12 protein-coding genes are annotated in these 13,643 nt (G+C 63.7%); 9 read left to right on the forward strand and 3 right to left on the reverse strand.

Translation table 11 applies throughout. The annotated features are described in order from the left end of the window. The first annotated feature begins 90 nt into the window (after window positions 1–90). The 9 genes from cpaB (at window position 91) to LB555_RS07090 (ending at window position 9,331) form a co-directional block, all read left to right on the forward strand. Entirely contained in the window at window positions 91–1,017 is a 927-nt protein-coding gene (cpaB, locus tag LB555_RS07050; RefSeq protein WP_245262879.1) for a Flp pilus assembly protein CpaB, read from the forward strand. Window positions 1,018–1,047: 30 nt separating this feature from the next. Continuing rightward, window positions 1,048–2,493: a type II and III secretion system protein family protein gene (locus LB555_RS07055; protein WP_015317593.1), complete on the forward strand. Its 1,446-nt coding sequence runs from the start codon at window positions 1,048–1,050 to the stop codon at window positions 2,491–2,493. A 3-nt stretch (window positions 2,494–2,496) separates the two neighbouring features. Further along, complete coding sequence (locus tag LB555_RS07060; RefSeq protein WP_015317594.1) at window positions 2,497–2,766, forward strand: hypothetical protein; 270 nt, start codon at window positions 2,497–2,499, stop codon at window positions 2,764–2,766. 33 nt (window positions 2,767–2,799) lie between these two features. After that, entirely contained in the window at window positions 2,800–4,008 is a 1,209-nt protein-coding gene (locus tag LB555_RS07065; protein WP_015317595.1) for a CpaE family protein, read from the forward strand. Beyond that, window positions 4,005–5,423, forward strand: a complete 1,419-nt coding sequence (locus tag LB555_RS07070) for a CpaF family protein (RefSeq protein WP_015317596.1) — start codon at window positions 4,005–4,007, stop codon at window positions 5,421–5,423. The genes LB555_RS07065 and LB555_RS07070 overlap by 4 nt, the downstream gene beginning before the upstream one ends. A 5-nt stretch (window positions 5,424–5,428) precedes the next feature. Then, window positions 5,429–6,394, forward strand: coding sequence for a type II secretion system F family protein (locus LB555_RS07075; RefSeq protein ID WP_015317597.1), 966 nt, complete (start codon window positions 5,429–5,431; stop codon window positions 6,392–6,394). Window position 6,395: 1 nt separating this feature from the next. After that, complete coding sequence (locus LB555_RS07080) at window positions 6,396–7,358, forward strand: type II secretion system F family protein (RefSeq protein WP_015317598.1); 963 nt, start codon at window positions 6,396–6,398, stop codon at window positions 7,356–7,358. 150 nt (window positions 7,359–7,508) lie between these two features. Then, window positions 7,509–7,982, forward strand: a complete 474-nt coding sequence (locus LB555_RS07085; RefSeq protein ID WP_140661163.1) for a tetratricopeptide repeat protein — start codon at window positions 7,509–7,511, stop codon at window positions 7,980–7,982. 236 nt (window positions 7,983–8,218) lie between these two features. Continuing rightward, entirely contained in the window at window positions 8,219–9,331 is a 1,113-nt protein-coding gene (locus LB555_RS07090; RefSeq protein ID WP_224682535.1) for a GGDEF domain-containing protein, read from the forward strand. Here LB555_RS07090 and gcvP read toward each other — a convergent pair whose 3' ends face one another. From gcvP to gcvT, 3 genes are read right to left on the reverse strand one after another with little or no spacing between them, the layout of a single operon-like run. Continuing rightward, entirely contained in the window at window positions 9,332–12,142 is a 2,811-nt protein-coding gene (gene gcvP, locus LB555_RS07095; RefSeq protein WP_224682536.1) for an aminomethyl-transferring glycine dehydrogenase, read from the reverse strand. It lies immediately after the preceding gene. 18 nt (window positions 12,143–12,160) lie between these two features. Continuing rightward, a complete protein-coding gene (gcvH, locus tag LB555_RS07100) occupies window positions 12,161–12,529 on the reverse strand; it encodes a glycine cleavage system protein GcvH (protein ID WP_015317602.1) in 369 nt (122 codons plus the stop codon). Between the two features lie 5 nt (window positions 12,530–12,534). Then, window positions 12,535–13,635 carry a glycine cleavage system aminomethyltransferase GcvT gene (gene gcvT, locus LB555_RS07105; protein WP_224682537.1) on the reverse strand — a complete coding sequence of 367 codons (1,101 nt, stop codon included), beginning with the start codon at window positions 13,633–13,635 and terminating at the stop codon, window positions 12,535–12,537. Window positions 13,636–13,643 lie beyond the last annotated feature (8 nt).

Below are 13,643 nucleotides of genomic sequence, written 5' to 3' on the forward strand. Positions count from 1 at the left end.
TGCCGCCGCGCAATATTCCTGATTCTTTAACAATGCCGCCTAGCGTGAGCCCAACATAACAAGAAACGGCGGGCATCAGGGGTTTTCGGCGTGAGGGGCAAGGCCATAACGATGATCGGCATCGCCGCCGTTTTCGGCGCGATCTCGATCTTTGCCGCGGATTTCTGGGTCAAGAGCCAAGCGAAGGCCGATGCCCAGGAGAAAACGGCCTCGATCGCCGCTCCGGCCGCGCCCAGGATCGAGTTCAAGACCATCGTGGTGGCGAACGCGCCGTTGCGCTACGGCATGGAGCTCGACCGCGCCAAGCTCAGCGAAATCCCGTGGCCGCAGGATTCCCTTCCGCAGGGCGCCTTTGCCACCATCGATGGATTGCTCGGCGAAGGCGGCCGGGTCGCGCTGTCGCCGATCGAGATCAACGAGCCGGTGCTGCTCGCCAAGCTGTCGGGACCGAACGGCCGCGCGACGCTGTCCAACATGCTGACGCCCGGAATGCGGGCGGTCACCATCCGCACCGACGAGATCGCCGGCGTCGGTGGCTTCGTGACGCCGGGCGACCGGGTCGATGTCGTGCTGACGCGCGATGCCGGCGAAATCCAGGAAGTCGCCAAGAACGCGCAAGGGGCTGCCGGTTCGACCATCACCTCGGAGATCGTCGTTGCCGACGCCAAGGTGCTCAGCGTCGGGCAGGGCGCCGACGAGCGCCAGACGACGCCGCAGGTGGCCAATTCCGTGACCCTCGAGGTGACGAGCGACGGCGCGCAGAAAGTGGCGCTTGCCCGCACCGTCGGAACGCTGTCGCTGTCGCTTCGCTCCGCCAGCGAAGGCGGCGATGGCAAGAACGGCGTCACCACCATCTCTTCCTTCGGCGGATCCGTCGCTTCCAAGACGCAGGCCGTGGCCGGCTCCTTGTTCGATGCCATAGCGAAGGAGCCGGAGAAGCCTAAATTCAAGACGATCATCGTGACGCGCGGCACGCAGGCCGAGGAATATCAGGTTCCAACGCGGGACCAGAAGTAAAGACCGGTGGGGACCGGGCGGGACGGGACAATGTTGATGCGTACCCTATATCGAATGAAGGCTCGGTCGCGCTTGGTGCGCGCCCTGGCGATGGCGTTTACCCTGGCTGCGAGCGGCGTGCTTGCCTTGCCCGGAGCGGCGAAGGCGGACAACGACATCGTCTATGTCTCGTCGACCAAGAATGCGTCGATCAAGGTTGCCAAGGGCAAGCCCAAGACGATCATGACGAGCGCGGCCTTCTACCAGATCGTCATCGGTGATCCGGAGATCGCCAACGTCAACCCGCTGACCGACAAATCCTTCTATGTGCTGGGCAACAATCTCGGCACCACCGGCATTGCGCTGTTCGACCAGAACAAGCAGCTCGTCGGCACCGTGGACATCGAGGTGACGCTCGACACCGACCAATTGGCGAACACTATCCGTGCCAGTGTGCCGGACGCCAAGATCAAGGTCGGCTCGGCCAACGGCCGTGTCGTGCTGTCGGGTGAGGCGGATGACGCGGTTGCAGCGGATAAGGCAAGCAAGATCGCCAGCCGCTTTTCCGGCAATGAGGAAGTGATCAACTCGGTCAATATCTCTTCGTCGCAGCAGGTTCAGCTCAATGTCCGGTTCGTCGAGATCAACCGCCAGGCAGGGCAGGACCTGGGCGCGAAATACAGCGCCAATTTCGCCTACGGCTTCGGCGGTCGCGACATTTCACTGGATCCGGGCACGGTCCCAGCGGCGGGGACCGGCGAGATCATCGGCCGACTGCTGTCGAACGGCGTCTCGATCGACATTGCCATTAAGGCGCTGGAAGAGCGCGGCCTTGCCCGTCGGCTGGCTGAGCCGAACCTGATCGCGCGTTCAGGGGAGACAGCGAGCTTCCTGGCCGGCGGCGAATTTCCGATCCCGGTTTCGGAGGACAACGGCAAGATTTCGGTCAGCTACAAGAAATATGGCGTTAGCCTGGATTTCAAGCCGACCGTACTCAAGGACGGGTTGGTCAGCCTCGACATCGCGCCGGAAGTCTCCTCGATCGATGCGTCGGCGTCCTACAATATCGGCAACATTTCCGTGCCCGGCTTCATCGTGCGCCGCGCCAAGACCTCGGTCGACCTGAAGAACGGCCAGAGCTTCATGATCGCCGGGCTTTTGCAGTCCCAGAACGACATCACCACGTCTCGCATTCCCGGCCTTGGCAAGATGCCGGTGCTTGGAGCGCTGTTTTCGTCGAAATCCTATCAGCGGCGCGAGACCGACCTGGTCATCATCGTCACGCCCTATCTGGTCAAGCCGGTCGATCCGTCGAAGAAAATGGCTGAGCCGACCGATGGCACGCAGCCAGCCAGCAATGTCGACTATTTCCTCAACAACACCGAGGAGGTGAAGGCGCCGGATACGGGCCGCGCGCTGGCGCTGGCCGACGGCAGTGCCGCACGGGCCGCTCCTGCCACCAAAGTCGGTCATTTCCTCGACCTGCCGAAGGACTGAGCCATGCGTCTGATCCTGAGATCGTGCATCGGCCTGCTTCTTGCCGGCCTGGCAAGCGGCTGCACCAGCGACGACTACGTGCGCAGCGAAGGGGTGACGTCCGGCGCCGGCGAGGCGCAGGCCGCCAACACCGTCATGCAGATGGTCGACCCGTGGAAGTACGGCGTACAGAACACGAGACTTCTCGTGCCTGCCAAGCGCGGCAGTGCCGGACCCGTCACGCCCGATCAGGCGGCCGGTGCCAAGGCAGCGCAAACGACCACCGACAACTGATCCAGACGGCGATCGACCTCACAGGCGGCGAGAATGGCAAACAGCACCAAGAAAATCCTGCTCGTATCGACAGACCGGACCTTCGCGCAGGACACGAAGACGGCCTTCGCCGCCTCCGAGATCATCCAGCTCATGACGGTGGAGAAGAACGTCACCGAGCTGCGCGGCGAGGTCCAGGAGGCCGAGTTCGGCGTTGTCATCGTCGACATGGATGCAGCGAAACTCGAGGAGATCGAGTCCCTGCAGCGCGTCATGCGCCGGCTCGAGGGCAAGGCACCGGTGGTCGTGGTCACCCAGGAGTTCAACGCCGCGGCCGTGCGCATCCTGGTGCAGCTCAAGGTCGCCGATTTCCTGGTCAAGCCGATCACCACCGCAGACCTCGTGCGTTCGGTCGTGCGGGCTCTGCAGGGACCCGGGCGCGAGGAAAACACCGAGTCGCAGATCTATACCTTCATGCCCGCCGCCGGCGGCGTCGGAACCACGACACTGGCACTGCAGACCGCGTTCCAGCTGCATCATTCGGTGACGCGCGGCGCCTCGACCTGCGTGGTCGACCTCAATTTCCAGCAAGGTGCCTGCGCCGAATATCTCGATCTCGAGCCGCGTTTCGACATCACCGAAATCGAGAACCAGCCTGAGCGCCTCGACCGGCAACTGCTCGATGTGATGCTGTCCAAGCACGCCAGCGGACTGTGTGTGCTGGCGGCGCCGACACATCCGTCCGAAATGCGGTCATTCAAGACCGATGTCGTGGTGCGCATGCTGGACCTCGTTTCGGCCTATTTCGACAATGTCGTCATCGACATGCCGCGCACCTGGTTTCCGTGGACGGAAACTGTGCTGCTCGGTTCCAACAAGCTTTACATCGTGGCCGAAATGACGGTGCCGTGCCTGCGCCATACGCAGCGGCTGATCCAGGCCGTCTACGAGACCGCCGGCAAGGAAGTGAAGCCGAACGTGATCGTCAACCGTTTCGAGCAGAAGATGTTCGACAACGGCATCAAGCAGGCGGACGTCCAGGAAATCCTTGGCGAGCATTTTGTCGGCGGCATCGCCAACAACTACCGGCTGGTGCGCGAGGCGGTCGACCGCGGCGTGCCGCTGCACGAGATCGATCCCAACGCCAATGTCGTCAACGACCTGAAGAAGATCATTCTTCCGGAAGAGGCGGTGGCAACCGCGAGCAAGTCGAAGTCGCTGTTCGGCTTCGGCAGGGGCCTCTTGAAAAGGAAAGCTGGATGACCAGCCGTTTTTCCACCCTGCAGAACCGTGACGCGCGTCCGCGCCCGGCTGAATCGACGCCGGTCGCGCATCATGCAGTCGTCATCCCGACCAGCCGGAAGGCTTTGCCGACGAAGGCGGAGGCGGCGCCGGCAAAGAATGCCAACAAGGTGCTCGATGCCCGCGTGCGCATCCACCGGATGCTGCTCGAGGAGATCAATCTCGTCGCGTTGGAGCGCTTGCCCAAGGAGGAGATGCGCCGGCAAGTGCACGATTTCGTATCGGAAAAGACCCGCCAGGAGCGGATGGCGATCAACACCGCCGAACTCGACGCGCTGGTTGACGACATCGTCGACGAGATGGTCGGCCTCGGCCCGCTCGAGCCGCTGCTCAAGGATCCCGAAATCAACGATATCCTGATCAACGGCCATCAGAACTGCTTCGTCGAAAAGAAAGGCAAGCTGCAGCAGGTCCATATCCCGTTCAAGGACGAGGCGCATCTGCTCAGAATCGTCAACAAGATCGTGGCCGCCGTCGGCCGCCGCGTCGATGAATCGCAACCGATGGTCGACGCTCGCATGCTGGACGGCTCGCGGTTCAACGCAGCCATCCGCCCGGTGGCCGTCGACGGCCCGCTGGTGTCGATCCGCAAGTTCTCCAAGAACAAGCTTGGCCTGCACAGGCTCGTCGAATTCGGCGCCATCACACAGAACATGGCCGAAGTGCTGGCCGCGGCCGTCCACGCCCGCAAGACGACGATCATTTCGGGCGGCACCGGCACAGGCAAGACGACGATGCTCAACGCGCTGTCGGCGTTCATTCCCGAAGACGAGCGACTGATCACCATCGAGGACGCAGCGGAACTTCAATTGCAGCAGCCGCATGTCGCACGCATGGAGACGCGTCCCGCCAACATCGAAGGCCATGGCGAGCTCAAACAGCGCGACCTGGTCAAGAACGCGCTGCGCATGCGTCCCGACCGCGTCATCCTCGGCGAGTGCCGCGGCGAGGAAGCCTTCGACATGCTGCAGGCCATGAACACCGGCCACGAAGGCTCGATGGCGACCATTCACGCCAATACGCCGCGCGACTGCATTTCGCGCCTCGAGCAGATGCTGGGCATGACCGGCATGCCGATGACGGTGCAGTCGATCCGCAGCCAGATCGCCAGCGCCATCGACATCATCGTCCAGCTGACCCGACTTTCCGACGGCAAGCGCAAGGTGACGAGCGTCGCCGAGGTGACCGGCATGGAAGGCGATGTCATCCAGATGCAGGAGATCTTCCGCTTCGTGCGTACCGGCATGGAGGCCGATGGCAAGATCCTTGGCTACTACGAGGCGACCGGCATTCGGCCGCGTTTCCTGGAAGACCTGCGCGCCATGGGCATCGACTTTCCCGGACGTTATTTCGAACCCGGCCGGCCGCAGGAGTAGCCGGCGTGTTCGACGGGTTCAGCGCGATATATGTCGTCTATGCCGGAGCCGCACTGACCGGCATCATGGTGGCCGAGGCGATCTACCTGCTCTATGCCGGACGCAGCGACAAGCGCACCGCCATCAACCGGCGCATGAAACTGCAGGAAAACAAGATCAGCCAGGAGCAGGTGCTGATCCAGCTGCGCAAGGAGCGCGGTCTCGACGCGGGAACGTCGCTGTTTTCGCCCGACCGGTTCCGTGCCCTGCGCACGCAGTCGGGCATGGTGATGCCGCTTTCGAAATTCCTGACGATCACCTGCGGTGTGGCGACGGCCGTTGCCCTGGCCGCGATCTGGCGCGGGCTGCCGCTGCTGATGGGGCTCATCCTGTTCGTCGTGCTGGTGCCGTTGCTGCCGGTCATTACGATGCGCTCCATGCGCAAGCGCCGGCTGAAGCGTTTCGGCATGCAGCTGCCGGAAGCGCTGGAGCTGATCACGCGCGGTCTCAAGGCCGGTCATCCGGTGCCGGTGGCCATCGCCATGGTGTCGCGCGAGATGCCCGATCCGATCGGCACGGAATTCGGCGTCATTGCCGACGAAGTCACTTATGGTTCCGACCTAGTCACGGCGCTGAATGCACTGTTCGACCGGGTCGGCCACGAGGATCTGCCGCTGTTCATCACCGCCGTGTCGATCCAGACCAGTTCGGGCGGCAATCTGCGCGAGATCCTTGATGGGTTGTCGACGACGATCCGCGAACGCGGCAAGCTGCGACGCAAGGTGCGCGCCATTTCGACGGAAGGGCGCCTCTCGGCCTACATTTTGACGGCCGTACCGGCGCTGCTGTTCACCGCCATCATGGCCATGATGCCGGGATATTACAGCGACGTCTGGGGCGTGCCGAAGACATGGTACATGATCGGCGGCTCGGTCAGCTGGCTGATGCTGGGCAATCTGATCATGTTCAAAATGTCGAATTTCAAGTTCTGACATGCAAAGCGTCATTGAATTCCTCGCTTCCCTCGCGCCGACCTCGCTGATGCCGGTGGCCGTCCTCCTGCTTGCCGCGGGAGCGGCCGCTGTCGCCTGGCCGATGGTGGTGGCGAAGGGCGACCGCAACGACGTCAAGCGCCGGCTCAAGGTCGACCAGGGTCCGGTGGCCGCCAGACCCGAACCTGTGCAGAAGAAGAATAGCGGCGTCGTGCGCGAGCAAGCGGTGAAGAGGGCGCAGGAATTCTATGCCAAGAGCGACCCGGAAAATGTCGCTCGCCTGCGCCTGAAGCTCATCCAGGCGGGCTACATGGAGCCGCGCGCCGTCGGCATGTTCTTCCTCATCCGGTTCACGGCAATGATCGGCACGACGTTCGCGGTCTTCGTGCTCAACCGGTGGATGGCCAGTCCCGACGCGACCATGACCAGCCGGTGGACCTTCATCATCCTGTCGGGGGCCGCCGGCTATTTTTTGCCGGGTCTCGTGCTGACCCAGAAGGTGCGCGAGAAGATGCGCGAATACCGCAACGGCTTCCCCGATTTCATGGACCTGATGATCGTCTGTTCGGACGCCGGCATGAGTATGGAAGCCGGCGTCGAGCGCGTTTCGAAAGAACTCGCCAAGAGCTATCCGTCGCTCAGCCAGAACCTGCAGCTCGTGTGCTTGGAACTTCGGGCGGGGCGCAGCCTGGACGACGCGCTGAAGGCGCTCGCCGATCGTCTCAGCCTGGACGAGGTACGCTCCTTCGCCACGCTCCTGCAGCAGTCGAAGGAACTCGGCACCAGCCTGTCGGGCGCGCTCAGGGTGTTTTCAGACGAAATGCGCCACAAGCGCATGTCGCTGGCCGAGGAGAAGGCCCATGCCTTGCCGGCCAAGATGTCCGTGCCGGTCGTGGTCTGCATCCTGCCGGTGGTGCTGATGATCGCGGTCATTCCCATCATCGTCAAAATGACGGCCCATTAGCTCTACATTGGAGTGAGATGGCGCGCCGGTGGTTAATGATCGGTATTCCGGAAACTGAAAGTTAGCTGCATTTCGGCACCGAAGCTTAATCGCTCTTCTGTAGTCTCTTTCCCGAAGAACGACCCGGCAAATCGGGCGACGGGGCAGGGCATGCGTCAGATAAAATTTGCGGCGATGGCCATGATGGCGGCCGTCCTAATGATCAGCGGGTGTACGACGAACAATAACGTCGACACGACCAAGACCACTGCGATCCAGCCTGCAGGGAAGGATGTCGCCACATCCGACCTGGCGGAAGGCAAGGCACAGTTTCGCGATGCCAATTATGGTCTTGCCGAAGCGCATTTCCGCAAGGCCGTCGAGCTGAAGGCCGACAATGCCGAGGCCTGGATGGGGCTCGCGGCTTCCTATGACGAACTTGGCCGCTTCGACTTCGCCGACCGCGCCTACGGCCAGCTCCTGAAGGTTGCCGGCCGCAAGCCGCAGATCGTCAACAATATGGGTTATTCGCAACTGTTGCGCGGCAACAAGAAGAAGGCCCGGGCGCTGCTGCTCGAGGCGAAGGCCGGCATGACCGATCCCACCGTTGTCGACGCCAACCTCGCCTTGCTGAACAAGGGCTGATGCCGGTTGATGGTCGCGCCGTCCAGGGGGGCGATTTTGGCACAGGTGGCATCGACGCTTTGTAAACCCTATCCGCAGCTTGGGTCGAGAGATCGCCCGAAAATCATATCCGAGGGCTGCCGCTGACCTAGAATGCGGCGCAACCGCCGACGCTCGAGAGGCCTCCGCCCGATATGCTGGATTTCAGTTCGCTCCTCCTCGCAGCCGCGCTGTCGGGTACCTGTCTAGCCGCTACCATGGTTGCGATCTGGCTCACGGCGCCGCGGGCGGGCTTCGTGCTGACAGTGGCGTGCGGCATTATCGTGCTCGTCGCGCATGTGATCCTGTTCTGGCGCTATACCAGGGAGCCCGATCCGCTGCTTTGCCAGATCGCGCTGGCGCTACTCAGCCTGGGTTTTCTCATCATCTGCATTTCGGCCATGCAGTATCTCGGCGTGCGCGAGCACAGGCGTGCGATCGCGCCGACATTTGCCGCCATGGCTGTCTGCGCGGCCGTGACTTTCATGGGCCTTGACGGGGTCGGCTTCGTGATCACCTACGCGACGGTTACCGCGCTGCTCTCGACGATCGGGGCCATGTTCTGGATCAATGGCAGTCACGATCGCCGTATTCTCCTGGTGGTATCGGTCCTGAGCGGCACCTGTGCGCTGTCGTTTGCCCTTTGCGGCGTGGTTCTGATGGCCAAAGGCCAGTGGACGCTCGGCGTCGCGCCCGACAATTGGGCCGAACGCCTTAACTCGGTCGTGGCGGTGGCCTGTATGACCGGCCTTGGCGCGCTGACGCTTTCGCTCCACCATCTGCAGGCGCAGATCGAGCTCAAGGCCGAGACCATGACCGACCCGTTGACCGGACTGATGAACCGTCGGGGGCTGGCGTCGCTTTATGGCGAGCGCACCTTCGGCCCGTTCATGGCGATCGTCATGTTCGATCTCGATCACTTCAAGCGGACGAACGACATCTATGGACACCCGGTCGGGGACCAGGTCCTGTGCCGCTTCGCCGCCGTCATCAGGAGATATGCCAGAACCGGGGTCGACGCCTTTCGCCTGGGCGGCGAGGAGTTCGCAATCGTCATGTCGCGCGTGACGGAAGAGCGGGCCTATGACCTCGCCAGCAAGATCGGCGTCGCTTTCGGCACGGAAGTCGTGCCCACCGCGCTCGGGCCCTTGCGCAGCACGGTCAGCGGCGGGATTGGCTTCGGCGAGGCCGACGGCAGCACCCTCGATGAGGTGCTGGCCAGGGCCGACGCCATGCTCTATGCCGCCAAGCGTGCGGGGCGAAATTGCGTCATCGGCCGCAAAAGGACGGGCAAGGCCGACGCGGCCGAGCCGGCCTTGCGTTCCGCGTAGCTATTCGGCCGCGCCCAGGTAATCCGACAGCGGCGGGCAGGAGCAGACCAGATTACGGTCGCCGGCGACATTGTCGATGCGCGACACCGGCGGCCAGTACTTCGTCGCCGTGTCGGCATCGCCGGCGGGATAGGCCGCCTCCAGACGCGAATACGGATGGGTCCATTGACCGGCCAGCGCCTCGGCCGATGTGTGCGGTGCGTTGACCAGCGGATTGTCGGCAAAGGGCCATTCGCCTTTGGCCACTTTCGCCGCTTCGCCGGCAATGGCGATCATGGCCTCGCAGAAGCGATCCAACTCGCGCTTGGGTTCGGACTCGGTCGGCTCCACCATCAGCGTGCCGGCGACCGGAAACGACATCGTCGGCGCGTGGAAACCATAATCGATCAGGCGTTTGGCGATGTCCTCGACACTGATGCCGGCGCTCTCCTTGAGCACGCGGGTGTCGAGGATGCATTCGTGGGCGACGCGATCGCTCCTGCCCTTGTAAAGCAGCGGGAAATGCGGGGCGAGCCGCGTCGCCACATAGTTGGCCGAAACGATCGCTGTCTCGGTCGCCTGCTTCAGGCCGGAAGCGCCCATCATGCGGATGTACATCCAGGTGATCGGCAGGATGGAAGCGCTGCCGAAGGGAGCGGCGGCCACGGCATGAGCCGAGCCTTCGCTGACATGGCCGGGCAGATAGGGCTTCAGATGCGCCCTGACACCGATCGGACCGACACCCGGGCCACCGCCGCCATGCGGGATGCAGAAGGTCTTGTGCAGGTTCATGTGACAGACGTCGGCGCCGATGTCGCCTGGCCGAGCAAGGCCGACCAGCGCGTTGAGGTTGGCGCCATCGAAATAGACCTGGCCGCCATGCTCATGGATGAGGGCGCAGAGGTGGCGCGCGCCTTCCTCGTAGACGCCGTGGGTAGAGGGATAGGTGAACATCAGCGCCGCGAGATTCTTGGAATGCTCGTTGGCCTTGGCGCGCATATCATCCATGTCGATGTTGCCGTCTTCCAGGCAGCGCACGACGACGACGCTCATGCCGGCCATCGCGGCACTCGCCGGATTGGTGCCATGCGCGGAAGACGGGATCAGGCAGACGGTACGATGGCCCTCGCCGCGCGAACGGTGATAGGCGCGAATGGCGAGCAGCCCGGCATATTCGCCCTGGCTGCCGGCATTGGGCTGCAAGGTCACGGCGTCGAAACCGGTGATCTCCGACAGCCAGCCTTCCAGTTCGCCGATCATGGCGCGGTAGCCGGCCGAATGGCTTGCCGGCGCGAAGGGATGCAAATTGGCGATGCTTGGCCAACTCACCGGCATCATTTCCGCCGCGGCGTTGAGCTTCATGGTGCAGGAGCCCAGCGGGATCATGGCGCGGTCGAGCGCCAGGTCCTTGTCGGCCAACCGGCGCAGAAAGCGCATCATCTCGGTTTCCGACTTGTTCTCGTGGAAGACCGGCTGGGTCAAAAACTCCTTGCCACGCGGCTTGCCGGGCACCGTGCTGTCGGCGGAAGCGGCAGCCTTGGCATCGAACAAGGCCGCGATCGCGTCGAGATCGGCGTCGGTCGAGGTCTCGTCAAAACTGATGCCGACATGGTCGGCATCGAGCACACGCAGCAGCCGGCCGGTCTTTTCGGCGGCCACCGCGATCTGGGCCGCCTTGCCGTTGGTCTCCACCGTCACCGTGTCGAAGCGGCTGGAGCCGAGCACCGATACGCCCGCCGCCTCGAGGCCGCTTGCCAGGCGGTTGGCCAGCGCGTGTATGCGCCCGGCGATCGCTTGCAGGCCGACCGGGCCGTGCCAGATGGCGTAGGCGGTGGCCATATTGGCAAGCAGGGCCTGTGCGGTGCAGATGTTGGACGTCGCCTTGTCGCGGCGGATATGCTGCTCGCGCGTCTGCAAGGCGAGGCGGTAGCCGGGGCGGCCCTTGCTGTCGGTCGACTGACCGACCAGGCGACCGGGCATCAGCCGCGTCAGCTTGTCGGAGACCGCGCAATAGGCCGCATGCGGGCCGCCAAAGCCCATCGGCACGCCAAAGCGCTGCATCGGGCCGACCGCGATGTCGGCGCCGAGTTTCGCCGGCGCGTCGGTCAGCGTCAGACCAAGCGGGTCGGCGATGAAGACGACAATGGCGCCAGTGGCGCGCGCTTTTTCGATCGCCGCCTTGTGGTCGCCATAGACGCCAAAGGTGTCCGGCCAGGAGACGAGCAGGGCGGCGGTGTTGTCGTCGATCGTCTCGCCGTCGATCTCGATGCCGAGCGGCTCGGCGCGGGTGCGCACGACGTCCAGCGTCTGCGGGTGCGGCGTGCCCGCAAGCGCCACCTTGGTGCGCTTGTCGCGGTGGTGGCGCAGCGCAATGCCAACCGCTTCGGCGACGGCGGTCGCCTCGTCGAGCAGTGAAGCCGATGCCACCGGCAGGCCGGTCAGTTCGGTGACCAGCGTCTGGAAGTTGAACAGCATTTCGAGCCGGCCCTGGCTGATCTCGGCCTGATAGGGCGTGTAGGCGGTGTACCAGGCCGGATTCTCGAACAGATTGCGCTGGATGACCGGCGGCACGTGGACGCCGTGGTAACCGGCGCCGATAAAGCTTTTCAGCACCGTATTTCTTGCCATGATCACCGACAATTCGGCGAGAGCTTCGGCTTCGCTGGCCGGCGCGGGGAGGTCCAGCGGCTGGTCGAGGCGGATCGATCTCGGCACGGCCTGGCTGATCAGTGTCTCGACGGAGGGAACACCGATGACGGCGAGCATGGCTCTGACGTCGGCAAGGCCGGGTCCAATGTGGCGGGCCGAGAAGGGGTAGGGAGCGGCGGTCATGTCGATAAGTTCCCGATGTCAGGCGATATGGGCTTTGTAGGCGGCCTCATCCATGAGGCTGGCGAGCTGACTTTCGTCGGCGAGCTTCATCTTCCACAGCCATCCGGCCCCGGTTGCCGCCGAGTTGACCAGCGAGGGGTCGGACGACAGCGTGCCATTGGCTTCGGTGATTTCGCCATCGACCGGCGCATAAACGTCCGAGGCTGCCTTGACGGACTCGACCACGACGGCGGTGTCGCCCTTGGCGAGCTTCTTTCCCGTTTCCGGCAGTTCCACGAAGACGAGGTCGCCGAGCTGCTCCTGCGCGTAATCGGTGATGCCGACGGTGGCGATGCCGCCCTCGACGCTGAGCCACTCGTGATCCGATGTGAAATAGGTTGTTGCCATGGAATTCATCCTTTGCGGTAGCGATGAGGGGTGAAGGGCAGAGAACTGACATCGACTGGGATCTTCGTGCCGCGCACGTCGGCGAAAATCCGCGTTCCGGGCTTTGCCAGCGGCGTGGAGACATAACCCATGGCAACCGGATGGCCGGCGGAAGGGCCGAAGCCGCCCGATGTGACATGGCCGGCAGGATTGCCGTCGGCTTCGAACAGCGCGGCACCGGCGCGCACCGGCTGGCGACCCTCCGGTTTGAGCCCGACGCGCTTCTGCGCCGGACCACGTTCCACGGCGGCGCGCAAGGCGCCGGCGCCAATGAAGGTGCCGGAGGCACGGATTTCTTTCGGGATCGCCCACATCAGCGCCGCCGCGGCCGGGTCGGTCTCGGGCGTGATGTCCTGGCCGTGCAGGCAGAGGCCGGCCTCCAGCCGCAGGCTGTCGCGCGCGGCAAGGCCGATCCAGAGCACGCGTTCATCCTCCAGCAGCTTGGTGACAAGGTCACGCGCATCGGCTTCCGGCAGGCCGATCTCGAAACCGTCCTCGCCGGTGTAGCCGGACCGGCTCATAAACCAGTTTTTTCGCGGCTCGACCCCATGCATGAACAGCAGCGAGCCGGTCTCGATGCCGGCGCGGGAGAGTGCAGCCCAGGCTTCGGGACCCTGGATCGCCAGGAAGACGCGGTCGAGCGGCTCGACCTTCACCTCGAAATCGGTCGCCAGGGCGCGCAAATGCTTTTCGTCGGCGACGGCATTGCCGGCATTGGCGACCACCATGAACCTGGTGTCGCCGAGCCGGGTGACGATCAGGTCGTCGAGAATGCCGCCTGCTTCGTTCAGGAAAAAGGATAGCTTTGACTGCGAGATTTCGAGCGCGCCGGCGTCCAGCGGGCAGGCGCGGTTCAACAGCGCAACCGCTTCCGGGCCACTGACCTCGAACAGTTTCATATGCGAGATGTCGAACAACCCCGCATGCTCGCGGGTGTGAAGATGCTCTTTCATGACGCCGGCCGGATAGGTCAGCGGCATCGACCAGCCGGCAAAGGCGCCGAAGCGCGCTCCGGCAGCCGCATGAATATCTTCGAGGGGAAGGTGTTTGTCGTCGTCGCCCGTCATGTCGCCTC

It is taken from the genome of Mesorhizobium sp. BR-1-1-10, from assembly GCF_020165595.1.
In the GTDB taxonomy this organism is placed as follows: Bacteria; Pseudomonadota; Alphaproteobacteria; order Rhizobiales; family Rhizobiaceae; genus Mesorhizobium; species Mesorhizobium australicum.

What these genes read in the sequence shown, in the direction of transcription:
- LB555_RS07055 (WP_015317593.1), top strand. Translation starts at nt 1,048, where the DNA reads ATGTTGATGCGTACCCTATATCGAATGAAGGCTCGGTCGCGCTTGGTG.
- LB555_RS07080 (WP_015317598.1), top strand. Translation starts at nt 6,396, where the DNA reads ATGCAAAGCGTCATTGAATTCCTCGCTTCCCTCGCGCCGACCTCGCTG.
- LB555_RS07065 (WP_015317595.1), top strand. Translation starts at nt 2,800, where the DNA reads ATGGCAAACAGCACCAAGAAAATCCTGCTCGTATCGACAGACCGGACC.
- LB555_RS07060 (WP_015317594.1), top strand. Translation starts at nt 2,497, where the DNA reads ATGCGTCTGATCCTGAGATCGTGCATCGGCCTGCTTCTTGCCGGCCTG.
- LB555_RS07090 (WP_224682535.1), top strand. Translation starts at nt 8,219, where the DNA reads ATGGTTGCGATCTGGCTCACGGCGCCGCGGGCGGGCTTCGTGCTGACA.
- LB555_RS07085 (WP_140661163.1), top strand. Translation starts at nt 7,509, where the DNA reads ATGCGTCAGATAAAATTTGCGGCGATGGCCATGATGGCGGCCGTCCTA.
- gcvP (WP_224682536.1), bottom strand. Translation starts at nt 12,142, where the DNA reads ATGACCGCCGCTCCCTACCCCTTCTCGGCCCGCCACATTGGACCCGGC.
- gcvH (WP_015317602.1), bottom strand. Translation starts at nt 12,529, where the DNA reads ATGGCAACAACCTATTTCACATCGGATCACGAGTGGCTCAGCGTCGAG.
- LB555_RS07070 (WP_015317596.1), top strand. Translation starts at nt 4,005, where the DNA reads ATGACCAGCCGTTTTTCCACCCTGCAGAACCGTGACGCGCGTCCGCGC.
- gcvT (WP_224682537.1), bottom strand. Translation starts at nt 13,635, where the DNA reads ATGACGGGCGACGACGACAAACACCTTCCCCTCGAAGATATTCATGCG.